This window comes from Providencia sp. PROV209 (assembly GCF_028479485.1).
Classification (GTDB): domain Bacteria; phylum Pseudomonadota; class Gammaproteobacteria; order Enterobacterales; family Enterobacteriaceae; genus Providencia; species Providencia alcalifaciens.
This window is the reverse complement of sequence record NZ_JAMPNR010000017.1, coordinates 94,882-113,967: the sequence shown is the minus strand read 5'-3', so window position 1 is coordinate 113,967 and position 19,086 is coordinate 94,882. Positions and strand designations below refer to the sequence as shown.

Here is a 19,086-nt window from a genome sequence, read left to right as displayed (position 1 = left end):
TATGACGGGTATAACAACGAGATTAAAGAAATGACCGACAAACTAACCTCCTTACGTAGTCTGACAACTGTTGTTGCCGACACTGGCGACATCGAAGCGATGAAGCTGTACAAACCACAAGATGCGACGACTAACCCATCGCTGATTTTAAATGCTGCACAAATTCCTGAATACCGTAAATTAATTGATGAAGCGGTAGAATGGGCTCGTAAGCAAAGTAACAACCGTGAGCAACAAATTGTCGATGCATGTGACAAACTGGCTGTTAATATCGGTCTGGAAATTCTGAAATTAGTACCGGGTCGTATCTCAACAGAAGTTGATGCGCGTCTTTCTTATGATGAAGAAGCGTGTATTACTAAAGCTCGCCGTCTGATGAAAATGTACAACGAAGCTGGTATCAGCAACGATCGTATTTTGATCAAATTAGCCTCTACTTGGCAGGGTATCCGCGCTGCGGAAAAACTGGAAAAAGAAGGCATCAACTGTAACTTAACCTTATTATTCTCTTTTGCTCAAGCGCGTGCTTGTGCGGAAGCGGGTGTTTACCTGATCTCCCCATTCGTGGGTCGAATCCTTGACTGGTACAAAGCAAACACCGATAAGAAAGAGTTTGCTGCACACGAAGATCCAGGCGTGGTTTCAGTGACTGAAATTTACAACTTCTATAAAGCGCATGGTTATAAAACTGTCGTAATGGGCGCAAGCTTCCGTAACGTTGGTGAAATCATTGAGCTAGCGGGTTGCGACCGTCTGACAATCTCTCCAGCATTACTGAAAGAGCTGTCTGAATCACAAGGTGAATTAGTTTGTAAGCTGAAAGATGCTGGCAAAACTCAAGAGCCGGGCGCTAAATTGACAGAAGCTGAGTTCTACTGGCAGCATAACCAAGATCCAATGGCGGTTGATAAACTGTCTGACGGTATCCGTAAGTTCGCTGTTGACCAAGAAAAACTGGAAAAAATGATCGCAGCTCTGCTGTAATTTCCTTTTTCTTAGAAAACCCAGTCAAATTGGCTGGGTTTTTTTATGTCGTTTTTTCATTGATTAAACTCGCAATTCCATATTTCGGCACAAACACGACGCTGTCAGCGATTCATGCTCATGGTATGATGCAGCATGTTTATTATTGTTGGTGTGGTATTTTCTCGCCAAGTGAACGAATTTAAATGATTAATTTTTGAGGTTTGTATGAATGAGTTGCGCATAGGTCTGGTGTCGGTTTCTGATCGTGCTTCAGGCGGTATCTACGAAGATAAAGGGATCCCAGCACTCGAGGAGTGGCTAACGAAAACAATCACCACACCTTTTCGTGTAGAAACTCGTTTGATCCCTGATGAGCAAGTCATGATAGAGCAGACGCTGTGTGAGCTGGTGGACGAGTTTTCTTGCCATTTAGTTTTGACAACGGGTGGGACAGGACCTGCTCGCCGCGATGTCACGCCAGATGCGACTCTCGCCATTGCTGATCGTGAAATGCCAGGATTTGGAGAGCAGATGCGCCAAATCAGCTTGAAATTCGTACCAACAGCGATTTTATCTCGTCAAGTCGGCGTGATCCGTAATCAGTCATTGATTCTAAATTTACCGGGGCAGCCAAAAGCGATTGCTGAAACCTTGGAAGGCCTGAAAGATAAAGAAGGGAATGTATTAGTATCGGGTATTTTTGCCAGCGTTCCTTATTGTATTCAACTACTTGATGGTCCATACATTGAAACGGATGAGACTATCGTTAAAGCATTCAGACCAAAATCCGCCATTCGTGTAGCTGAGTGATCTCTTCTAAAAAATCAGGCAGAGCGTCATGCCTGCCTGATAATTCTGATTACAGCTTCTATTAATATTCGAAATTAGCTACGTCGTAAAACTAACTACGCTGACCAATTGGCAGAATTGTTTTGCCATACTGCTCATTCAAGACTTCAGCCATTGCTAGATAAAAGGCGCTTGCGCCACAGATAATCCCTTCATAGCCAGCGAACTGAAGTAAAGTGGCATTGTTCGTGAGATTGCCTATTGCTAACATGGCGAACAGTACGGTTAAGCTGCCGAAGATAAATTGCAGCACAAAGTTTGTTTTGAAGGTGCCTAAGAACATAAAGAATGTAAAAATTCCCCACAACAGCAGGAACATCCCTAAAAATGCAGGATCAGTGGCTTCTGCTAATCCCATAGTAGGTAAAAACAGCAAACCGACTAATGCAAGCCAAAAAAAGCCGTAAGAGGTAAATGCAGTTGCACCGAAAGTATTGCCTTTCTTATATTCAATAATTCCAGCAATCACTTGCGCGATACCACCGTAGAAAATTCCCATGCTTAAAATAACCGATGAGAGAGGAAAAAAACCTGCATTATGAATATTCAGCAGGATTGTTGTCATACCAAAGCCCAATAAACCGAGTGGGCCTGGATTGGCAAGCGAACTAGATTGCATATAACCTCTGGTAAAATATTTAAAAATCAAATAGATATAATGAATGATTATTCCCCTATAGGAAGGGGAGGCGCATAATACGCAGTTTTAATTGTCGAAACAATGATCAAGAGACGGGTTTATTTACATTAAATGTAAAATTTTTTTAGTTTTCCCCCTTGATGAATGAATTTGTGACCCCATCTTTAAGACATCAACAGTTATCAATCTAAATTATTGCGAGTTGCAAAAAAAAGTTAAGGTTGGAGTAAAAACTCCCTTGAAAATGAAATATTGAACCTTATATAGATTGATATCGAAATTAAATGAAAAGAATTCCTTTGGAGGCGTTTTAAATGGGTAAAATTATTGGTATCGACTTAGGTACAACTAACTCATGCGTTGCAATTATGGATGGCACTACTGCGCGTGTTCTTGAGAACAGCGAAGGTGATAGAACTACTCCTTCCATCATTGCGTATACACAAGATGGTGAAATTTTAGTTGGTCAGCCAGCAAAACGTCAGGCTGTAACTAACCCAGAAAACACATTATTTGCGATCAAACGTTTGATCGGTCGTCGTTTCCAAGACGAAGAAGTTCAGCGCGACGTGTCTATCATGCCATACAAAATTATTGCGGCTGATAACGGTGATGCGTGGTTAGATGTGAAAGGCCAAAAAATGGCTCCACCACAAGTCTCTGCTGAAGTATTGAAAAAAATGAAGAAAACTGCGGAAGATTATCTGGGTGAGCCAGTAACTGAAGCGGTTATCACTGTACCAGCATACTTTAACGATGCTCAGCGTCAAGCAACCAAAGATGCGGGTCGTATCGCTGGTTTAGACGTAAAACGTATCATCAACGAACCAACAGCAGCAGCGCTGGCGTACGGTTTGGATAGAGAAGTCGGCAACCGTACTATCGCGGTATATGACTTAGGTGGTGGTACATTCGACTTATCTATCATCGAAATCGATGAAGTTGATGGCGAAAAAACCTATGAAGTTCTGGCAACCAACGGTGATACTCACTTAGGTGGTGAAGACTTCGATACTCGTTTAATCAACTACTTAGTTGATGAGTTTAAGAAAGAACAAGGTGTTGACCTGCGCAATGATCCGCTGGCAATGCAACGTCTAAAAGAATCTGCTGAAAAAGCAAAAATTGAGCTGTCTTCCGCTCAACAAACTGACGTTAATCTGCCATACATCACTGCGGATGCAACTGGTCCAAAACACATGAACATCAAAGTGACTCGTGCAAAACTGGAGTCACTGGTAGAAGATTTAGTTAAACGTTCTATGGAGCCAGTCAAAGTTGCTCTGCAAGACGCTGGCTTAAGCGTAGGTGACATCAACGACGTTATCTTAGTTGGTGGTCAGACTCGTATGCCAATGGTTCAAAAAGTGGTTGCTGATTTCTTCGGTAAAGAACCACGTAAAGATGTGAACCCAGATGAAGCCGTTGCAATCGGTGCAGCAGTACAAGGTGGTGTATTAGCAGGTGATGTTAAAGACGTTCTGTTACTTGATGTAACACCACTGTCTTTAGGTATCGAAACCATGGGTGGCGTGATGACTTCGTTAATTTCGAAAAACACCACTATCCCAACTAAACACAGCCAAGTGTTCTCAACTGCTGAAGATAACCAAGCTGCCGTGACTATTCACGTGCTGCAAGGTGAACGTAAACGTGCAAGTGATAACAAATCACTGGGTCAGTTTAATTTAGATGGGATTCAAGCAGCACCACGCGGTATGCCACAAATCGAAGTGACTTTTGACATCGATGCGGATGGTATCTTGCATGTTTCTGCGAAAGACAAAAACAGCGGTCGTGAGCAAAACATTACCATTAAGGCTTCTTCTGGTCTGAATGATGAAGAAATCGAAAAAATGGTACGTGATGCAGAAGCAAACGCTGAAGCAGACCGTAAATTTGAAGAGTTAGTACAGGTTCGTAACCAAGCTGACCAACTGATCCACGGTACTCGTAAACAAATCGAAGAAGCGGGCGATAAATTACCAGCAGAAGATAAAGCTAACATCGAAAAAGCAACTTCAGAATTAGAAGTCGCTTCTAAAGGTGAAGATAAAGCTGACATCGAAGCGAAAATCCAAGCGCTGGTAACGGCATCTGCGAAACTTCTGGAAATTGCACAGCAACAAGCTCAAGCGGGCGCTGCGGGTGCAGGTGCAGAAGCGAAGAAAGATGACGACGTTGTTGATGCTGAATTCGAAGAAGTTAACGACAAAGACAAAAAATAAGGCCCTTAGCGGGCGCAGTGACTATAGCAAGAATGTGACATAGTGACTGATACCGGACACGGGCGTTGAGGGAACTCTGCGCCCGTGTCTGCATGTTAAGGGAAAAATAAATGGCGAAAAGAGATTTTTATGAGGTTTTAGGCCTCGAAAAAAATGCTTCAGACAAAGACATCAAGCGAGCGTATAAGCGCTTAGCGATGAAGCACCATCCTGACCGTAATCAGGAGAAAAAAGATGAAGCGGAAGAGAAATTTAAAGAGATAAAAGAAGCTTACGAAGTCCTATCCGACGAGCAAAAACGTGCAGCTTATGATCAATATGGTCATGCCGCGTTTGAACAAGGCGGTATGGGCGGCGGTGGCGGTGGATTCGGCGGCTTTGGTGGCGGCGACTTCAATAGTGATATTTTTGGTGACATCTTCGGTGACATTTTTGGTGGAGGTCGACGCCAACAGCGCCCAAGCCGTGGTTCTGATCTGCAATACAACATGGAACTGACTCTTGAAGAAGCAGTCCGTGGAGTGACCAAAGAGATCCGTATCCCAACACTTGAAAGTTGTGATGTGTGCCACGGTAGTGGTGCGAAACCGGGGACGAGTGCGGAAACTTGCCAAACCTGTCATGGTATGGGGCAAGTCCATATGCGCCAAGGTTTCTTCTCAGTGCAACAAGCTTGTCCAACCTGTCACGGTCGCGGAAAAATTATCAAAGACCCATGCAATAAATGTCATGGTCAAGGTCGCGTAGAGAAATACAAAACCTTATCCGTTAAGATCCCTGCTGGGGTTGATACTGGTGACCGCGTTCGTTTATCAGGAGAGGGTGAAGCCGGAGCAAATGGCGCACCAGCAGGTGATTTATTCGTTCAAATGCACGTTTTACCTCACGATATTTTTGAGCGTGATGGTAATAACTTACATTGCGAAGTACCAATCAACTTTGCAACGGCAGCACTGGGTGGCGAAATCGAAGTGCCAACACTTGATGGGCGCGTTAAACTGAAAATTCCTGCGGAAACCCAAACGGGTAAAACATTCCGTATGAAAGGTAAGGGCGTGAAATCAGTGCGTGGTGGAATGCAAGGTGACTTAATGTGTCACATTGTTGTTGAAACGCCAGTGAAACTGAATGAGAAACAAAAAGAGTTGCTTAGAGAGTTTGGTGAATCGTTAGGTGGCTCTGGGGGCGAAAAAAATAGCCCACGTTCAAAACGTTTTTTAGATGGCGTGAAGAAATTCTTTGATGATCTCACCAACAAATAATGGTTTGATCTCTCAGTAAAAAATAATGGCTGATCCAGTGAAATACTGAATCAGCCATTTTTTTATTTGACGACCTCGCCACTATCAATGACAGTTTTTCGAACTTGATCCGCAAATTGCAGAGCTTCTTTCACAATGGCACTTTCATCTACTGTGAGCACTTTACGATCTTCCATTAGTAGGCTTCCATCAACGATAGAATGACGTACATTGGATGCATTAGCACCATAAACGAGAGCGGCATAAGGGCTGTACATCGGTACCATATTAGGTGATTTAGTATCAACAACAATGATATCCGCCAACTTCCCTGCTTCAAGAGACCCTAATTTATCTTCCATATGAATCGCTTTCGCGGAGCCTTTAGTCGCTAGTTCAACCACGGTTATCGGTGGCATCGCGGCTCTATCTTTATTCTCAAGCTTATGAATTTTACCGACTAAATTAAGTTCATTCATGGTTGTTAAGGTATTGCTCGACATAGGACCATCAGTTCCTAAGCCCACGCGAACCCCTTTCGCTAACATAGCAGTGACAGGGGCAACGCCCTTGGCTGATTTCGTATTCGCGCTGACATTATGCGCGACTCCGACATCGTATTGCTTGAGGAGGTCGATATCGCTGTCATTGACCATAATGGCATGAGCTGCGATCACTTTACTGTTTAATGCACCAATATCTGCCATGTATTGCACTGGGCTTTTGCCTCCAGTACGTTTGGCAATTTCTTCTTGTTCTCGGTCGGTTTCCGCTAAGTGGATCATAACGGGGACATCAAGCTCTTGAGAAAGTTTGGAAATTTTCTGTAAATGCTCGGTAGTATTGGTATAAGGGGCATGAGGTGCAAAAGCTGGCGTAATGCGAGGATGATCTTTGTATTGATTGATAAAATTCACTGCATAGGCGATGCCTTCATCCGCATTTTGGGCATCAGCAACTGGGAATTTAATAACAGATTCACCAAGGATTGCACGCATACCAATTTTATCGACAGTTTTTGCTACTTCATCTTCAAAATAGTACATATCTACGTATGTGGTAACGCCCCCTTTTAGCATCTCGACATTGGCTAAGTTAGCGCCTACCCGCACCATTTCTCGGGAAACCATCTTACTTTCTAATGGAAAAATGTAGCGGTGTAATCGATCTGGTACATCATCAGCAAGGGAGCGAAATACTGTCATTGATGCATGAGTGTGGGTATTGATTAATCCTGGCATGACAATATCACCATCAACATTAAGTTGTTTTTTGGCAGTATATTGCTTGGTGAGTTCAGGACCACCCACCGCCACAATTTTGTTTTTATCAATAACGACAGTGCCATTTTCAATAACTTTATTGTGGGCATCCATCGTCAAAATGGTTCCATCAACAATCATTAAATCCGCTGGCGTGGCGGCAAGTACCGCTATTGGCGCTGCTATCATTGACATGGCAACTAAAGATCGGAGTAAGGTCATTTTTACCTCATGACTAAATGAAAAATTAACGCTAAATATTATTGGTGTTGAAAATAGGATGTGAAAAACACATTCATAACATCACTATCTTAACTGGATAGTTTTGCAAGTAACACCCCAAGTAAAATGACAATACAAGCAAGTACTCGCATGGCATTAAATTTTTCCTTGAGAAATACAATTGAGAGAAACATAGCGAAGAGAACGCTGGTTTCACGGATGGCAGCAACAATAACGATAGGCGCTTGGCTCATAGCCCAGATTGCGATGCCATAACTAATTAGTTGCATTAACCCACCGAGTAATCCCGAACGCCAATATTGTTGAAATCCGTGTAGGAGTGAACTTTTATATTTCATTACTCCGGGGATCGCGAGTACTGCGCCATTAAGTAAGAATAGCCATAAGGTATAGACAATCGGATCTTGGCTGGCTCTTGAACCATAGCCATCAGAGAGGGTATAGCAGGCAGTAAAAAAGGCGGTGGATAATGCAAAAATTAGAGCCTTTCCTTTGATATTCAATGAAAATTTTCGCCCTGCAAAAGCGATGGCGATCACCCCTGAAATGATAAATATAATTCCAACAAAACTCATGAATGGTAGGGATTCATTAAATAAAACAATACTTAATAACGCAGTAATTAACGGAGCAGAACCCCGAGAAATAGGGTAAATCTGGCTGAGATCGCCATGGTTGTATGCTTGGCTGAGAAAGTAGATATAACCGATATGAAAGAATACCGACAAAATTAACCATGGCACCGCTTCAGGTGTCGGGAGCCCAAACCAAAATAGCGCGGGAATGGTTAAAATACCTGAAAAAACGGCAATCATCACTAGACCGAAGAAACGGTCATTACCAAATTTCACGAGAGCGTTCCAACTGGCATGACAAAACGCGGCAAACAGCACAGAAAGCAGAACGTATAGAGACATAATATAGAGAAATAATGATTGCCCAAGGGATGCCTGAGTATCACATAAAGTGGCTTTTTTATGAAGGGACTCACAAGGAATAGCGGAAAGGGGCTTTTATTTTTGCGAAGGGCTTCGAAAATCAAAAAATAAATGATTTTTTAGGCTTTCCAGAACAATTATTTTTCCTTAGTCTCTAAAAAATTTGAATTTTTAAAGTGCTTAACTTAATAAATTTATTGTTGGTTTTTAGAATAGTTGCCTATAGTTAAATTAACGATTTATTATCATTCGTTGTGATCTCAATTATCAAATGCTCGGAAATTACGATTATTAATGGATAAATAAACGATTTTTTACGAATTAATGATTATCATAATATTAACATTCAAAAATATTTTTTGAGGTTATTCATATGACAGCAATTATTCGTAAATTTTTAAAGTTAGAAGCAGCAGGAGGGCTACTCCTAATTATTGCTGCCATCGTCGCTTTAATAATGGCTAACACGCCATTACAGGGAGCTTACCAGCAATTTTTAGATATTCCGGTATCCATTAAAATTTCCTCATTTGGATTAGATAAACCTCTGATTCTATGGATTAATGATTTTTTAATGGCGATCTTTTTCCTTGTTGTAGGTTTAGAGGTAAAGCGTGAATTATTGGAAGGATCCCTCGCGGGGCGCGATAAAGCAATATTTCCAGCAATCGCTGCTGTGGGTGGAATGATTGCACCCGCGTTAGTTTATCTAGCGTTTAATGGTGCAGACGATATTACTCGTCAAGGATGGGCTATCCCTGCCGCAACAGATATCGCGTTTGCGTTAGGCGTGATGGCGCTGCTGGGTAAGCGAGTTCCTACGGAACTGAAAGTATTCTTGTTGGCGTTAGCTATCATTGATGACCTGGGTGTTATTGTGATTATCGCCTTCTTTTACACAAGTTCAGTGTCTGTCATCGCATTGAGTTTAGCGGCGTTGTGTGTGGCGATTCTTTGTATGATGAACTGGCGTCGAGTAGAGAATACAGCGGCTTACTTAGTGATCGGCCTTATTTTATGGGTCTGTATTTTAAAATCAGGAGTTCATGCCACGCTGGCTGGGGTGATTGTCGGTTTCTTAATTCCATTAAGAGGCACAAACAATACAAAACCCTCAGAAGAGTTGGAGCATGTGCTACACCCTTGGGTTGTTTATTTAATTTTGCCAATTTTTGCGTTTGCAAACTCAGGGGTACAGCTCAATGGCGTCACTTTTGATGGGTTAATGAGTTCATTACCACTTGGTGTCGCGGCGGGGTTAATATTAGGCAAACCAGTCGGTATTTTCTTATTTAGCTGGATTTCGGTAAAAGTAGGGTTGGCGAAACTGCCAGCATCGATTAACTTGAAGCAAGTATTTGCGGTTTCAGTGCTTTGTGGGATCGGTTTTACTATGTCTATCTTCATCACTGGTCTTGCCTTTGAAGGACTTGATGAGGTGTATAGTACCTACTCTAGGTTGGGTATTTTAATCGGTTCGACAACAGCAGCAGTGCTTGGGTACTTTATGTTAAGAGTCGTGTTACCGAAACCAAAAAACGCACTCAGTAGTGAAGAATAAACATAATAGACGTAATTATTAGTAAGAATTTTCGAGTTAATCTTCTATGATATGCCCGCGGTATGAGTTGCATACTGCGGGTATTTTAACTTATAACTCCCGATTACGGGGTACGGGTAAAGCGTATGGTCAGTATGTACTACGATAATTATTGGCGATACAAAAGGAATCGATATGCGGGTTTCACATCTTAATTTTAACCACCTTTACTATTTCTGGCATGTTTGTAAGGAAGGCTCTGTTGTCGGGGCTGCTGAAGCTCTTTACCTGACTCCACAAACAATTACTGGGCAAATTAAGGCGCTAGAAGAGCGTTTAGGTGGCAAATTATTTAAGCGTCAAGGTCGAGGATTAGTTCCTTCGGAATTGGGACAGCTTATTTTCCGTTATGCAGACAAAATGTTCATGCTCAGCCAAGAAATGCTGGATATTGTCAACTACAGCAGAGAATCAAATCTGCTATTTGATGTGGGTGTGGCTGATGCATTATCGAAACGTTTGGTAAGTCGAGTACTAGAAACGGCAGTTGTGGAACATGAACAAATTCATTTACGCTGTTTTGAATCTACGCATGAATTGTTATTAGAGCAATTAAGCCAACATAAACTGGATATGATTTTGTCTGATTGTCCGGTGGACTCTTCACAGCAAGAGGGGCTATTTTCCGTAAAATTAGGTGAATGCAGCGTCAGTTTTTTCTGTCGTCAGCCTGTACCGAAGAAACCATTCCCTGAATGTCTTGAGGAGCGTCGGTTATTAATTCCTGGGCGTCGCTCTATGTTAGGTCGTCATTTATTAACATGGATTCGCAATAAAAACCTGCAAGTGGAAGTGCTAGGTGAATTTGATGATGCAGCTTTAATGAAAGCATTTGGGATGTATCACAATGCTATTTTTGTGGCACCTTCTTTGTATGCAAAAGATATTTTTGCTGATGATGAAGTGCAAGAGATTGGGTGTTTAGATAGCGTTAAAGAAGAATATTACGTAATTTTTGCGGAACGGATGATCCAACATCCAGCAGTGCAACGGGTCTGCAACAAAGATTTTTCTGAGTTATTCTCAGCGCCATTCAATAATTTAGAACAGAAAGTGTAGAGCGATAAATTTTGCAGACAAAAAAACCGGCCTAAGCCGGTTTTTTTAATAATCAAGAAGCGAAATTACATTGCTTTGATTTGAGCAACTAAGTTAGCTTTATGACGTGCTGCTTTGTTTTTGTGGATCAGGCCTTTGCTAGCGTGGCGATCAACAATAGGTTGCATGTCATTGAATGCTTTCTGAGCAGCTTCTTTATCGCCTGCAGCGATAGCAAGGTAAACTTTCTTAATAAAAGTACGTACCATAGAGCGACGGCTAGCGTTGTGCTGGCGACGTTTCTCTGATTGAACGGCACGTTTCTTAGCTGATTTGATATTAGCCAAGGTCCAACTCCCAAATGTATTCTATTGAGGACAATTTAAAGGTCAAGGAATATGCCCTTTCGCCCTTCATTTGTCAATGGATTTGTGCAAATAAACATCGTGTACTTCGATGCCAATGCGTTGTGAATGGTGCAAGATTCTATCAGTAAATATCAGAAGAATACAGATCTGAGCGTGAAAAAAAGCATAATTGATGGAAGATATTTTAAATCATTTTGCAGAAAAAAATATTTTAGTGATATCCATCATTCATCAAGAGAAAATTTGGCTGCCAGTAGGTTGTTTTTTATACAGTTTGGTTTGCGATCCAAAATGGATGATAAGAAAACTATAAAAATTAAATATTTTTAGAGATCTCCGAGTAAATTTGTTGTATTGATAATCTATTGGTTATCCAAACTTTTTTGATTTGTTTACCCACAAGGATGAGATTCAATGGCGCAGTGTCGTGCAGAAAGATGCTTCGCAGTGTAAAATCATCGGATTAAATAGTGTAGAGATCAAAAAAATAGGGTTTAATGAAAGCTTTTACGAACTTAGGTTAACCTTATGCGTCGTACAAGGTATAATCCTGCAATTTCCTCGGTATTGAGCCAGTTATGGAGCTAATTCGCGGTATACAAAATATCCGGTCGTACCATCATGGTTGCGTACTGACTATTGGTAATTTTGATGGTGTTCATCGTGGGCACCAAGTGTTACTTCAAAATTTGAAGCTTAAGGGTAAGCAGTTAGGTTTACCAACTGTTGTGATGATTTTTGAACCACAGCCCCTTGAGTTTTTTACGGGTGACAAGGCGCCTGCGCGTTTGACACGCCTAAGAGATAAAGTGAAGTACCTTGCAGATAGCGGGGTCGATTATCTGTTATGTGTGGAATTTAACCAGCATTTTGCCTCATTAACACCTGATGCTTTTGTATCTGACTTGTTGGTCGATAAACTCGGTGTGAAATATCTCGCCATTGGTGATGATTTCCGATTTGGAAAAAATCGCATGGGAGATTTTGCTTTTTTACAGCAAGCGGGTCAAAAGTTTGGTTTTGAAGTTGCCGACACGGAAAGCTTTTGTGATTCAGGTGTGCGTGTCAGCAGCACAGCAATCCGTAAAGCGATTCAAAACAATGATCTGCCATTAGCTGAAAATTTACTCGGGCACACTTACCGTATCAGCGGGCGAGTGGTTCATGGTAATCAGCTAGGTCGAACAATAGGTTTTCCGACGGCAAACCTACCGTTAAAACGTTTAGTCACGCCTGTTACAGGTGTGTATGCTGTAGAAGTTCATGGCTTGGGTGATAAGCCTGTGCCGGGTGTGGCAAATATTGGTACACGCCCAACGGTATCTGGAAAAGGTACCCAGTTAGAAGTCCATCTGATTGATGCACATATGGATTTATATGGGCGTCATATTGATGTTGTGTTGCGTAAAAAGTTACGTGATGAACAGCGGTTTGCTTCGTTGGACGCGCTGAAGGAGCAAATTGCTAATGATGTAGTTGCAGCAAGAGAATACCTCGCTGCAATTGGAATCAGATAATTTAGCGGAAAATTGGAACTGAGAATCGATGAGTGACTATAAAAATACCCTGAATCTACCAGAAACAGGGTTCCCAATGCGTGGCGATCTCGCTAAACGCGAACCACAGATGTTAGAACGCTGGTACAAAGAAGGTTTGTATCAAGCAATCCGTAAAGCAAAATCGGGCAAGAAAACGTTTATTCTGCACGATGGTCCTCCGTATGCTAACGGTAGTATTCATATTGGTCACTCAGTAAACAAAATTCTCAAAGATATTATTATTAAATCCAAAGGGTTGGCGGGCTTTGATTCCCCATACATCCCTGGTTGGGACTGCCACGGCTTACCTATTGAACACAAAGTTGAACAAATTGTAGGTAAACCAGGGGAAAAAGTTTCCGCCGCTGAATTTCGTGCAAAATGCCGTGAATATGCTAAAGAGCAAATTGAAGGGCAAAAAGCTGATTTTATGCGTTTAGGTGTGTTAGGTGAGTGGGACAAACCTTATCTGACAATGGATTTTAAAACCGAAGCGAACATCATCCGAGCTCTGGCAAAAACTATCGCGAATGGTCACTTAGTGAAGGGTGCTAAGCCTGTTCATTGGTGTACAGCGTGTGGTTCTTCATTGGCTGAAGCTGAAGTTGAATATTACGATAAAACTTCCCCATCTATCTACGTTCGCTTCCCTGCGGTAGATAGCAAAGCTGTTTGCGAAAAATTTGGTGTGTCCAGCGACAAAGTCCCATCTTTAGTGATCTGGACGACTACACCTTGGACATTGCCAGCTAACCGTGCGATTTCTCTGAATCCGGAATTCAAATATTCATTAGTAGACGCGAATGGCGATTTAGTTATTCTGGCAACTGATCTAGTCGAAGATGTCATGAAAACGGTAGGCATTGAGTCATGGACGGTATTAGGTGAATGTGACGGCAGTGCACTCGAGTTGCTGCGATTTGAACATCCATTTATGGGCTTCGATGTTCCCGCAATTTTAGGTGACCACGTGACTCTGGATGCCGGTACTGGTGCAGTCCATACAGCACCAGGTCATGGTCCTGAAGACTATGTTGTGGGTCAAAAATATGGCTTAGAAACCGCGAACCCAGTCGGTCCAGATGGCTGCTTCTTACCAAATACTTACCCTAGCTTAGATGGCTTATTTATTTTTAAAGCTAACGATGTGGTACTGGAAATCCTGAGCGAGAAAGGCTTGCTGATGTACAAAAAAGCGATTTCTCACAGCTATCCATGTTGCTGGCGTCATAAGACCCCTGTTATTTTCCGTGCGACACCACAATGGTTTATCGGCATGGATAAAAATGGTCTGCGTGAACAATCGCTGAAAGAGATCGACATTGTTCAGTGGATCCCAGGTTGGGGTCGTGCACGTATCGAATCAATGGTCGAAAATCGTCCTGACTGGTGTATTTCGCGTCAACGTACTTGGGGTACTCCAATGTCGTTATTCGTGCATAAAGACACCGAAGAACTGCATCCGCGTACCTTAGAGTTGATGGAAGAAGTCGCTAAACGTGTTGAAGTCGATGGTATTCAAGCATGGTGGGATTTAGATCCGGCTGATTTGCTAGGCGCTGATGCTGACACTTATCGTAAAGTTCCAGACACCTTAGACGTTTGGTTTGATTCAGGATCGACCCACTTTGCCGTGGTTGATGCTCGCCCTGAATTCCACGGTAACTCTGCGGATATGTATTTGGAAGGTTCTGACCAACATCGTGGTTGGTTCATGTCTTCTCTGATGCTGTCTACCTCGATGAAAGGTAAAGCACCTTATCGCCAAGTATTGACTCACGGTTTCACCGTTGATGGTCAAGGTCGTAAGATGTCTAAATCGTTAGGTAATACAGTTAGCCCACAAGATGTAATGAATAAGCTCGGTGCTGATATTCTGCGTCTTTGGGTTGCATCAACAGACTACACGGGTGAAATTGCGGTCTCTGATGAAATTTTAAAACGCGCAGCAGATTCTTATCGTCGTATTCGTAATACCGCTCGCTTCTTACTGGCGAACTTAAATGGTTTCAATCCAGAAACAGATATGGTGAAACCCGAAGATATGGTGGTGTTAGACCGCTGGGCAGTAGGTCGTGCATTAGAAGCACAAAAAGAGATTACAAAAGCGTACGATGAGTATGATTTCTTAGGTGTTATTCAACGCTTAATGCATTTCTGCTCTATCGAGATGGGTTCATTCTATCTGGATATTATCAAAGACCGCCAGTATACCGCGAAAAGTGATAGCCTTGCGCGCCGTAGTTGCCAAACTGCGTTGTTCCATATTGTGGAAGCCTTGGTTCGCTGGATTGCACCAGTACTGTCCTTCACGTCTGATGAAATCTGGAACGAGTTACCGGGTGAGCGTGCTCAGTTTGTTCTGACAGAAGAGTGGTACAACGGTTTATTTGGCTTAGATTCATCTGAAGCGATGAATGATAACTTCTGGGCAGATTTGTTAGCCGTACGTGGCGAAGTCAATAAAGTATTAGAACAAGCGCGTACCGACAAGCTGATTGGTGGTTCACTGGAAGCATCAGTAACTTTATATGCTGATAGCGCATTAGCGGCTAAGCTGAATAGCTTAGGTGATGAACTACGCTTCGCACTGTTAACATCTCAAGCAAGTGTAGCGGATATTGCTACTGCTCCTGAAGATGCAAAAGACAGTGAGCTGAAAGGCCTGAAAATTACCTTCAGTAAAGCGGCTGGGGAAAAATGTCCTCGTTGCTGGCATTACGCAAGTGATATTGGTGCAGTGGCAGAACAACCTGAAATCTGTGGTCGCTGTGTGACTAACGTAGCCGGAAACGGTGAATTACGTAAGTTTGCTTAATGAAGACACCTATTTGTTCTACTGGTTTGCGTTGGCTGTGGCTAACGGTTGTGATTATCGTCGCGGATTTAGCTATTAAGCAATTGGTCTTAAAAGAGCTGACTCTGTACGAACCACATCCTGTAATTCCGTACTTTAACATTATGTACGCCCAAAACTTTGGTGCGGCATTTAGTTTTCTGGCGGATAAAGGCGGCTGGCAGCGCTGGTTCTTTGCTGGCATAGCTATCGCCATCTCTATTATTCTCATGGTGATGATGTATCGCCAAAGTGTGAAGAAACGCCTGAGTAATATTGCTTATGCATTAATTATTGGTGGTGCGATCGGTAACTTATTTGACCGATTAGTACATGGCTTTGTGGTTGACTACATCGATTTTTATGTTGGCAACTGGCATTGGCCAACCTTTAATTTGGCTGACATGGCGATTTGTATTGGTGCGGCATTGGTGATTTTTGAAGGCTTTTTGCCAGATAAACCCAAACAGCAAGATGCCAAATAGAACAGATAGCACGATAGGTAAATAAAGCCCTATATTGCATACAAATAACTTCAGCCCGGTAAGCACCGGGCTGTACTTTATGACGGAAAACAGGTTTAGGTTATGTCTACTCAAATACAGGCGCAGAGTTCTGTTTTACTGAATTTCACTCTGAAATTAGAAGATGGTTCAACGGCGGATTCTTCTCAGGCACAAGGAAAGCCTGCGTTGTTTGCCCTTGGAAATGACTCGCTATCACCGGAATTAGAAGCTCAACTGATTGGGTTATCTGAAGGTGAAAAGAAAACATTTTCACTCGCGGGGGATACGGTATTTGGGAAGCATAATCCAGATTTAGTGCAATACTTTTCATTACGTGATTTTATGGAAACGGGGACCCCTGAAATTGGTACCATCATGCTGTTTACAGCAATGAATGGCAGCGAAATGCCAGGCGTTGTAAAAGCTATTGAGGGTGAGTCAATCACTGTTGATTTTAATCACCCGCTTGCTGAGCAACAAATCACTTTTGAAATTGAAGTTCTTGAAATAGACCCACAATTGGAGAGTCACCATGCAAATATTAATGGCTAATCCTCGTGGATTTTGTGCGGGTGTTGACCGTGCAATCAGTATTGTTGAGCGTGCTTTAGAAATTTATGGCGCACCAATCTATGTCCGCCATGAAGTGGTGCATAACCGCTATGTGGTTGATGATTTACGCCAGCGTGGCGCTATTTTTATTGAGGAAATCTCAGAGGTTCCTGACGGCTCTATTTTGATTTTCTCAGCCCATGGCGTTTCACAAGCGATCCGTCAAGAGGCTCGCTCACGTGATTTAACCATGTTATTTGATGCAACCTGCCCATTAGTCACCAAAGTTCATATGGAAGTGGCGAGAGCGAGCCGTAAAGGCAAAGAAGCTATTTTAATTGGTCATGCTGGGCATCCTGAAGTGGAAGGCACAATGGGGCAGTACAATAACCCTGAAGGGGGTATGTACCTTGTTGAAAGCCCTGAAGATGTATGGAAATTACAGGTCAAAGATGAAAATAACCTGAGCTTTATGACTCAGACTACGCTGTCTGTAGATGATACGTCTGATGTGATTGATGCATTAACTCGTCGATTCCCAAATATTGTGGGCCCTCGTAAAGATGATATTTGTTATGCAACGACTAACCGTCAAGAAGCGGCGCGTGAATTGGCTGAGAAAGCGGATATCGTGCTGGTTGTTGGCTCAAAAAATTCATCTAACTCAAACCGCTTAGCTGAGTTAGCGTCGAGAATGGGTAAAGCTGCGTTTCTGATTGATGGCGCGGAAGATATCCAAACTGAGTGGTTAAAAGGTAAGAGTATTATTGGGTTAACCGCTGGAGCTTCAGCCCCCGATATTTTAGTCCGCCAAGTGATTGATAGACTAAAAGAGTTAGGTGCAGATTCCGTCGTTGAGTTACAAGGACGAGAAGAAAACATTGTTTTTGAAGTCCCAAAAGAATTGCGCGTTGAAGTAAAAGAAATTAACTAACATACTGAATTTATTATAATGATAGCGACTTTATGAGTGGCTATCATTTTCTATTTTTATTTATTTTTCCTCCCTCAATACAATTTTTTCTGATAATCACGCCTCTTTCTACGCTTTTATTAATATCTCCAGATTAGTGCTGGCGTCCCGATTCAAGTTTCTTTAAGGTATAGCCAAGATTTTATTTTGGTTTTCGCCTCAATATTTACGAAAGGATCAAAAATGGCAGATTCAACTGTACGCGTTGCGATTGTCGGTGCGGGTGGGCGCATGGGGCGCCAATTAATTCAAGCAGCACAAGAACAAGACGGAATTCAACTTGGCGCAGCTATTGAGCGAGAAGGCTCTTCACTTATTGGCATCGATGCGGGTGAACTGGCGGGAATTGGGCAAATTGGAGTGAAAGTCGTTGGTCACTTAGATTCTGTCGTTAATGATTTTGATGTACTGATTGATTTCACTCGCCCTGAAGGCACCTTGCAATACTTAGCATTCTGTCAATCTCACCAAAAAGGTATGGTCATTGGAACCACAGGGTTTGATGAACAAGGAAAATTGGCTATTGCTGAAGCCTCAAAATCTATCCCAATTGTCTTCGCTGCTAACTTTAGCGTTGGTGTGAATCTGGTGCTGAAATTACTGGAAAAAGCGGCGAAAGTGATGGGAGATTACACCGATATTGAAATTATTGAAGCTCATCATCGTCATAAAGTCGATGCACCTTCAGGTACTGCGCTGGCGATGGGTGAATCTATCGCGGATGCATTAGGCAAAGATCTGAAAGAGTGCGCGGTGTATGCACGTGAAGGCTATACCGGAGAGCGTGAACCGGGCACGATTGGTTTTGCTACTGTACGTGCTGGCGATATTGTTGGTGAGCATACTGCAATGTTTGCTGATATTGGCGAGCGTGTAGAAATAAGCCACAAGGCTTCCAGTCGTATGACCTTTGCTAAAGGTGCGATAAGAGCATCATCTTGGGTTAATGGTAAAAAAGATGGTCTATACAATATGAAAGATGTCCTTAATCTTGATGATTTGTAGTTTTTTATAAAATAATTTATTGTTTAAAATCAGATGGCTTCATTTGAAGTCTCTGATTTATTGATGTCTATTTATTTAATATAATTGTAACTCTTGTTTTTTGTTATCTTTGTGTTGTTTTGTCTCTTTTTTACTTAAAAATTGCACTTTAGATCCCCCATTGTCTGCGCTATTATCCATTTTGCACTTTTCTTCGCTATTAATCGTTTGCTTTTTTACCCATGAATAGTTATTTCATTAGCCTTCTATAGAAAAAATAGGTAAGAATGCAAAAAAGTAAGCTAAAAGTGAAAAAAATGCATT

16 protein-coding genes are annotated in these 19,086 nt (G+C 42.2%); 12 read left to right on the top strand and 4 right to left on the bottom strand.

What is annotated here, in order from left to right; genetic code table 11:
• Positions 1–30: 30 nt before the first annotated feature.
• Positions 31–984 (top strand): transaldolase, encoded by a 954-nt coding sequence (gene tal, locus PR795_RS13485; RefSeq protein WP_006662814.1) that lies wholly within the window; start codon positions 31–33, stop codon positions 982–984.
• 207 nt (positions 985–1,191) lie between these two features.
• A complete protein-coding gene (mog, locus tag PR795_RS13480; RefSeq protein ID WP_036967375.1) occupies positions 1,192–1,776 on the top strand; it encodes a molybdopterin adenylyltransferase in 585 nt (194 codons plus the stop codon).
• A gap of 91 nt (positions 1,777–1,867) precedes the next feature.
• Here mog and satP read toward each other — a convergent pair whose 3' ends face one another.
• On the bottom strand, positions 1,868–2,434 hold the full coding sequence (satP, locus tag PR795_RS13475; protein WP_036963007.1) for an acetate uptake transporter: 567 nt from the start codon (positions 2,432–2,434) through the stop codon (positions 1,868–1,870).
• 335 nt (positions 2,435–2,769) lie between these two features.
• On the opposite strand from satP, the gene dnaK reads away from it, so the two are divergent.
• Both dnaK and dnaJ read left to right on the top strand, forming a co-directional pair.
• On the top strand, positions 2,770–4,683 hold the full coding sequence (gene dnaK / locus PR795_RS13470; protein ID WP_006657142.1) for a molecular chaperone DnaK: 1,914 nt from the start codon (positions 2,770–2,772) through the stop codon (positions 4,681–4,683).
• A 110-nt stretch (positions 4,684–4,793) separates the two neighbouring features.
• The gene (dnaJ, locus tag PR795_RS13465) at positions 4,794–5,945 is read left to right on the top strand and encodes a molecular chaperone DnaJ (protein ID WP_006662812.1); all 1,152 of its coding nucleotides are present in this window, start codon (positions 4,794–4,796) and stop codon (positions 5,943–5,945) included.
• A 62-nt stretch (positions 5,946–6,007) separates the two neighbouring features.
• On the opposite strand, the gene PR795_RS13460 is transcribed toward dnaJ, so the two are convergent.
• Both PR795_RS13460 and PR795_RS13455 read right to left on the bottom strand, forming a co-directional pair.
• A complete protein-coding gene (locus PR795_RS13460; RefSeq protein WP_039861380.1) occupies positions 6,008–7,408 on the bottom strand; it encodes an amidohydrolase in 1,401 nt (466 codons plus the stop codon).
• An 89-nt stretch (positions 7,409–7,497) separates the two neighbouring features.
• Positions 7,498–8,346 carry an EamA family transporter gene (locus tag PR795_RS13455; protein WP_006657145.1) on the bottom strand — a complete coding sequence of 283 codons (849 nt, stop codon included), beginning with the start codon at positions 8,344–8,346 and terminating at the stop codon, positions 7,498–7,500.
• 394 nt (positions 8,347–8,740) lie between these two features.
• On the opposite strand from PR795_RS13455, the gene nhaA reads away from it, so the two are divergent.
• Together nhaA and nhaR are read left to right on the top strand one after the other, a co-directional pair.
• Positions 8,741–9,928, top strand: a complete 1,188-nt coding sequence (nhaA, locus tag PR795_RS13450; protein WP_006657146.1) for a Na+/H+ antiporter NhaA — start codon at positions 8,741–8,743, stop codon at positions 9,926–9,928.
• A 174-nt stretch (positions 9,929–10,102) separates the two neighbouring features.
• Entirely contained in the window at positions 10,103–11,026 is a 924-nt protein-coding gene (nhaR, locus tag PR795_RS13445) for a transcriptional activator NhaR (protein ID WP_006657147.1), read from the top strand.
• 65 nt (positions 11,027–11,091) lie between these two features.
• Here the strand turns inward: nhaR and rpsT are convergent, their stop codons facing one another.
• Positions 11,092–11,352 carry a 30S ribosomal protein S20 gene (rpsT, locus tag PR795_RS13440; RefSeq protein WP_006662810.1) on the bottom strand — a complete coding sequence of 87 codons (261 nt, stop codon included), beginning with the start codon at positions 11,350–11,352 and terminating at the stop codon, positions 11,092–11,094.
• 599 nt (positions 11,353–11,951) lie between these two features.
• Between rpsT and ribF the strand changes: the two genes are divergently transcribed.
• From ribF to dapB, 6 genes are all read left to right on the top strand, one after another.
• Positions 11,952–12,890, top strand: coding sequence for a bifunctional riboflavin kinase/FAD synthetase (gene ribF / locus PR795_RS13435; RefSeq protein WP_006657150.1), 939 nt, complete (start codon positions 11,952–11,954; stop codon positions 12,888–12,890).
• 28 nt (positions 12,891–12,918) lie between these two features.
• Complete coding sequence (gene ileS, locus PR795_RS13430; protein ID WP_154636320.1) at positions 12,919–15,729, top strand: isoleucine--tRNA ligase; 2,811 nt, start codon at positions 12,919–12,921, stop codon at positions 15,727–15,729.
• The gene (lspA, locus tag PR795_RS13425) at positions 15,729–16,232 is read left to right on the top strand and encodes a signal peptidase II (protein ID WP_006657152.1); all 504 of its coding nucleotides are present in this window, start codon (positions 15,729–15,731) and stop codon (positions 16,230–16,232) included. Before ileS ends, lspA begins: the two co-directional genes overlap by 1 nt.
• 102 nt (positions 16,233–16,334) lie before the next feature.
• Positions 16,335–16,805 carry an FKBP-type peptidyl-prolyl cis-trans isomerase gene (gene fkpB / locus PR795_RS13420; RefSeq protein ID WP_006657153.1) on the top strand — a complete coding sequence of 157 codons (471 nt, stop codon included), beginning with the start codon at positions 16,335–16,337 and terminating at the stop codon, positions 16,803–16,805.
• A complete protein-coding gene (gene ispH, locus PR795_RS13415; RefSeq protein ID WP_006657154.1) occupies positions 16,786–17,739 on the top strand; it encodes a 4-hydroxy-3-methylbut-2-enyl diphosphate reductase in 954 nt (317 codons plus the stop codon). The genes fkpB and ispH overlap by 20 nt, the downstream gene beginning before the upstream one ends.
• Positions 17,740–17,961: 222 nt before the next feature.
• Positions 17,962–18,783, top strand: a complete 822-nt coding sequence (dapB, locus tag PR795_RS13410) for a 4-hydroxy-tetrahydrodipicolinate reductase (RefSeq protein WP_006657155.1) — start codon at positions 17,962–17,964, stop codon at positions 18,781–18,783.
• The last annotated feature ends 303 nt before the right edge of the window (positions 18,784–19,086 follow it).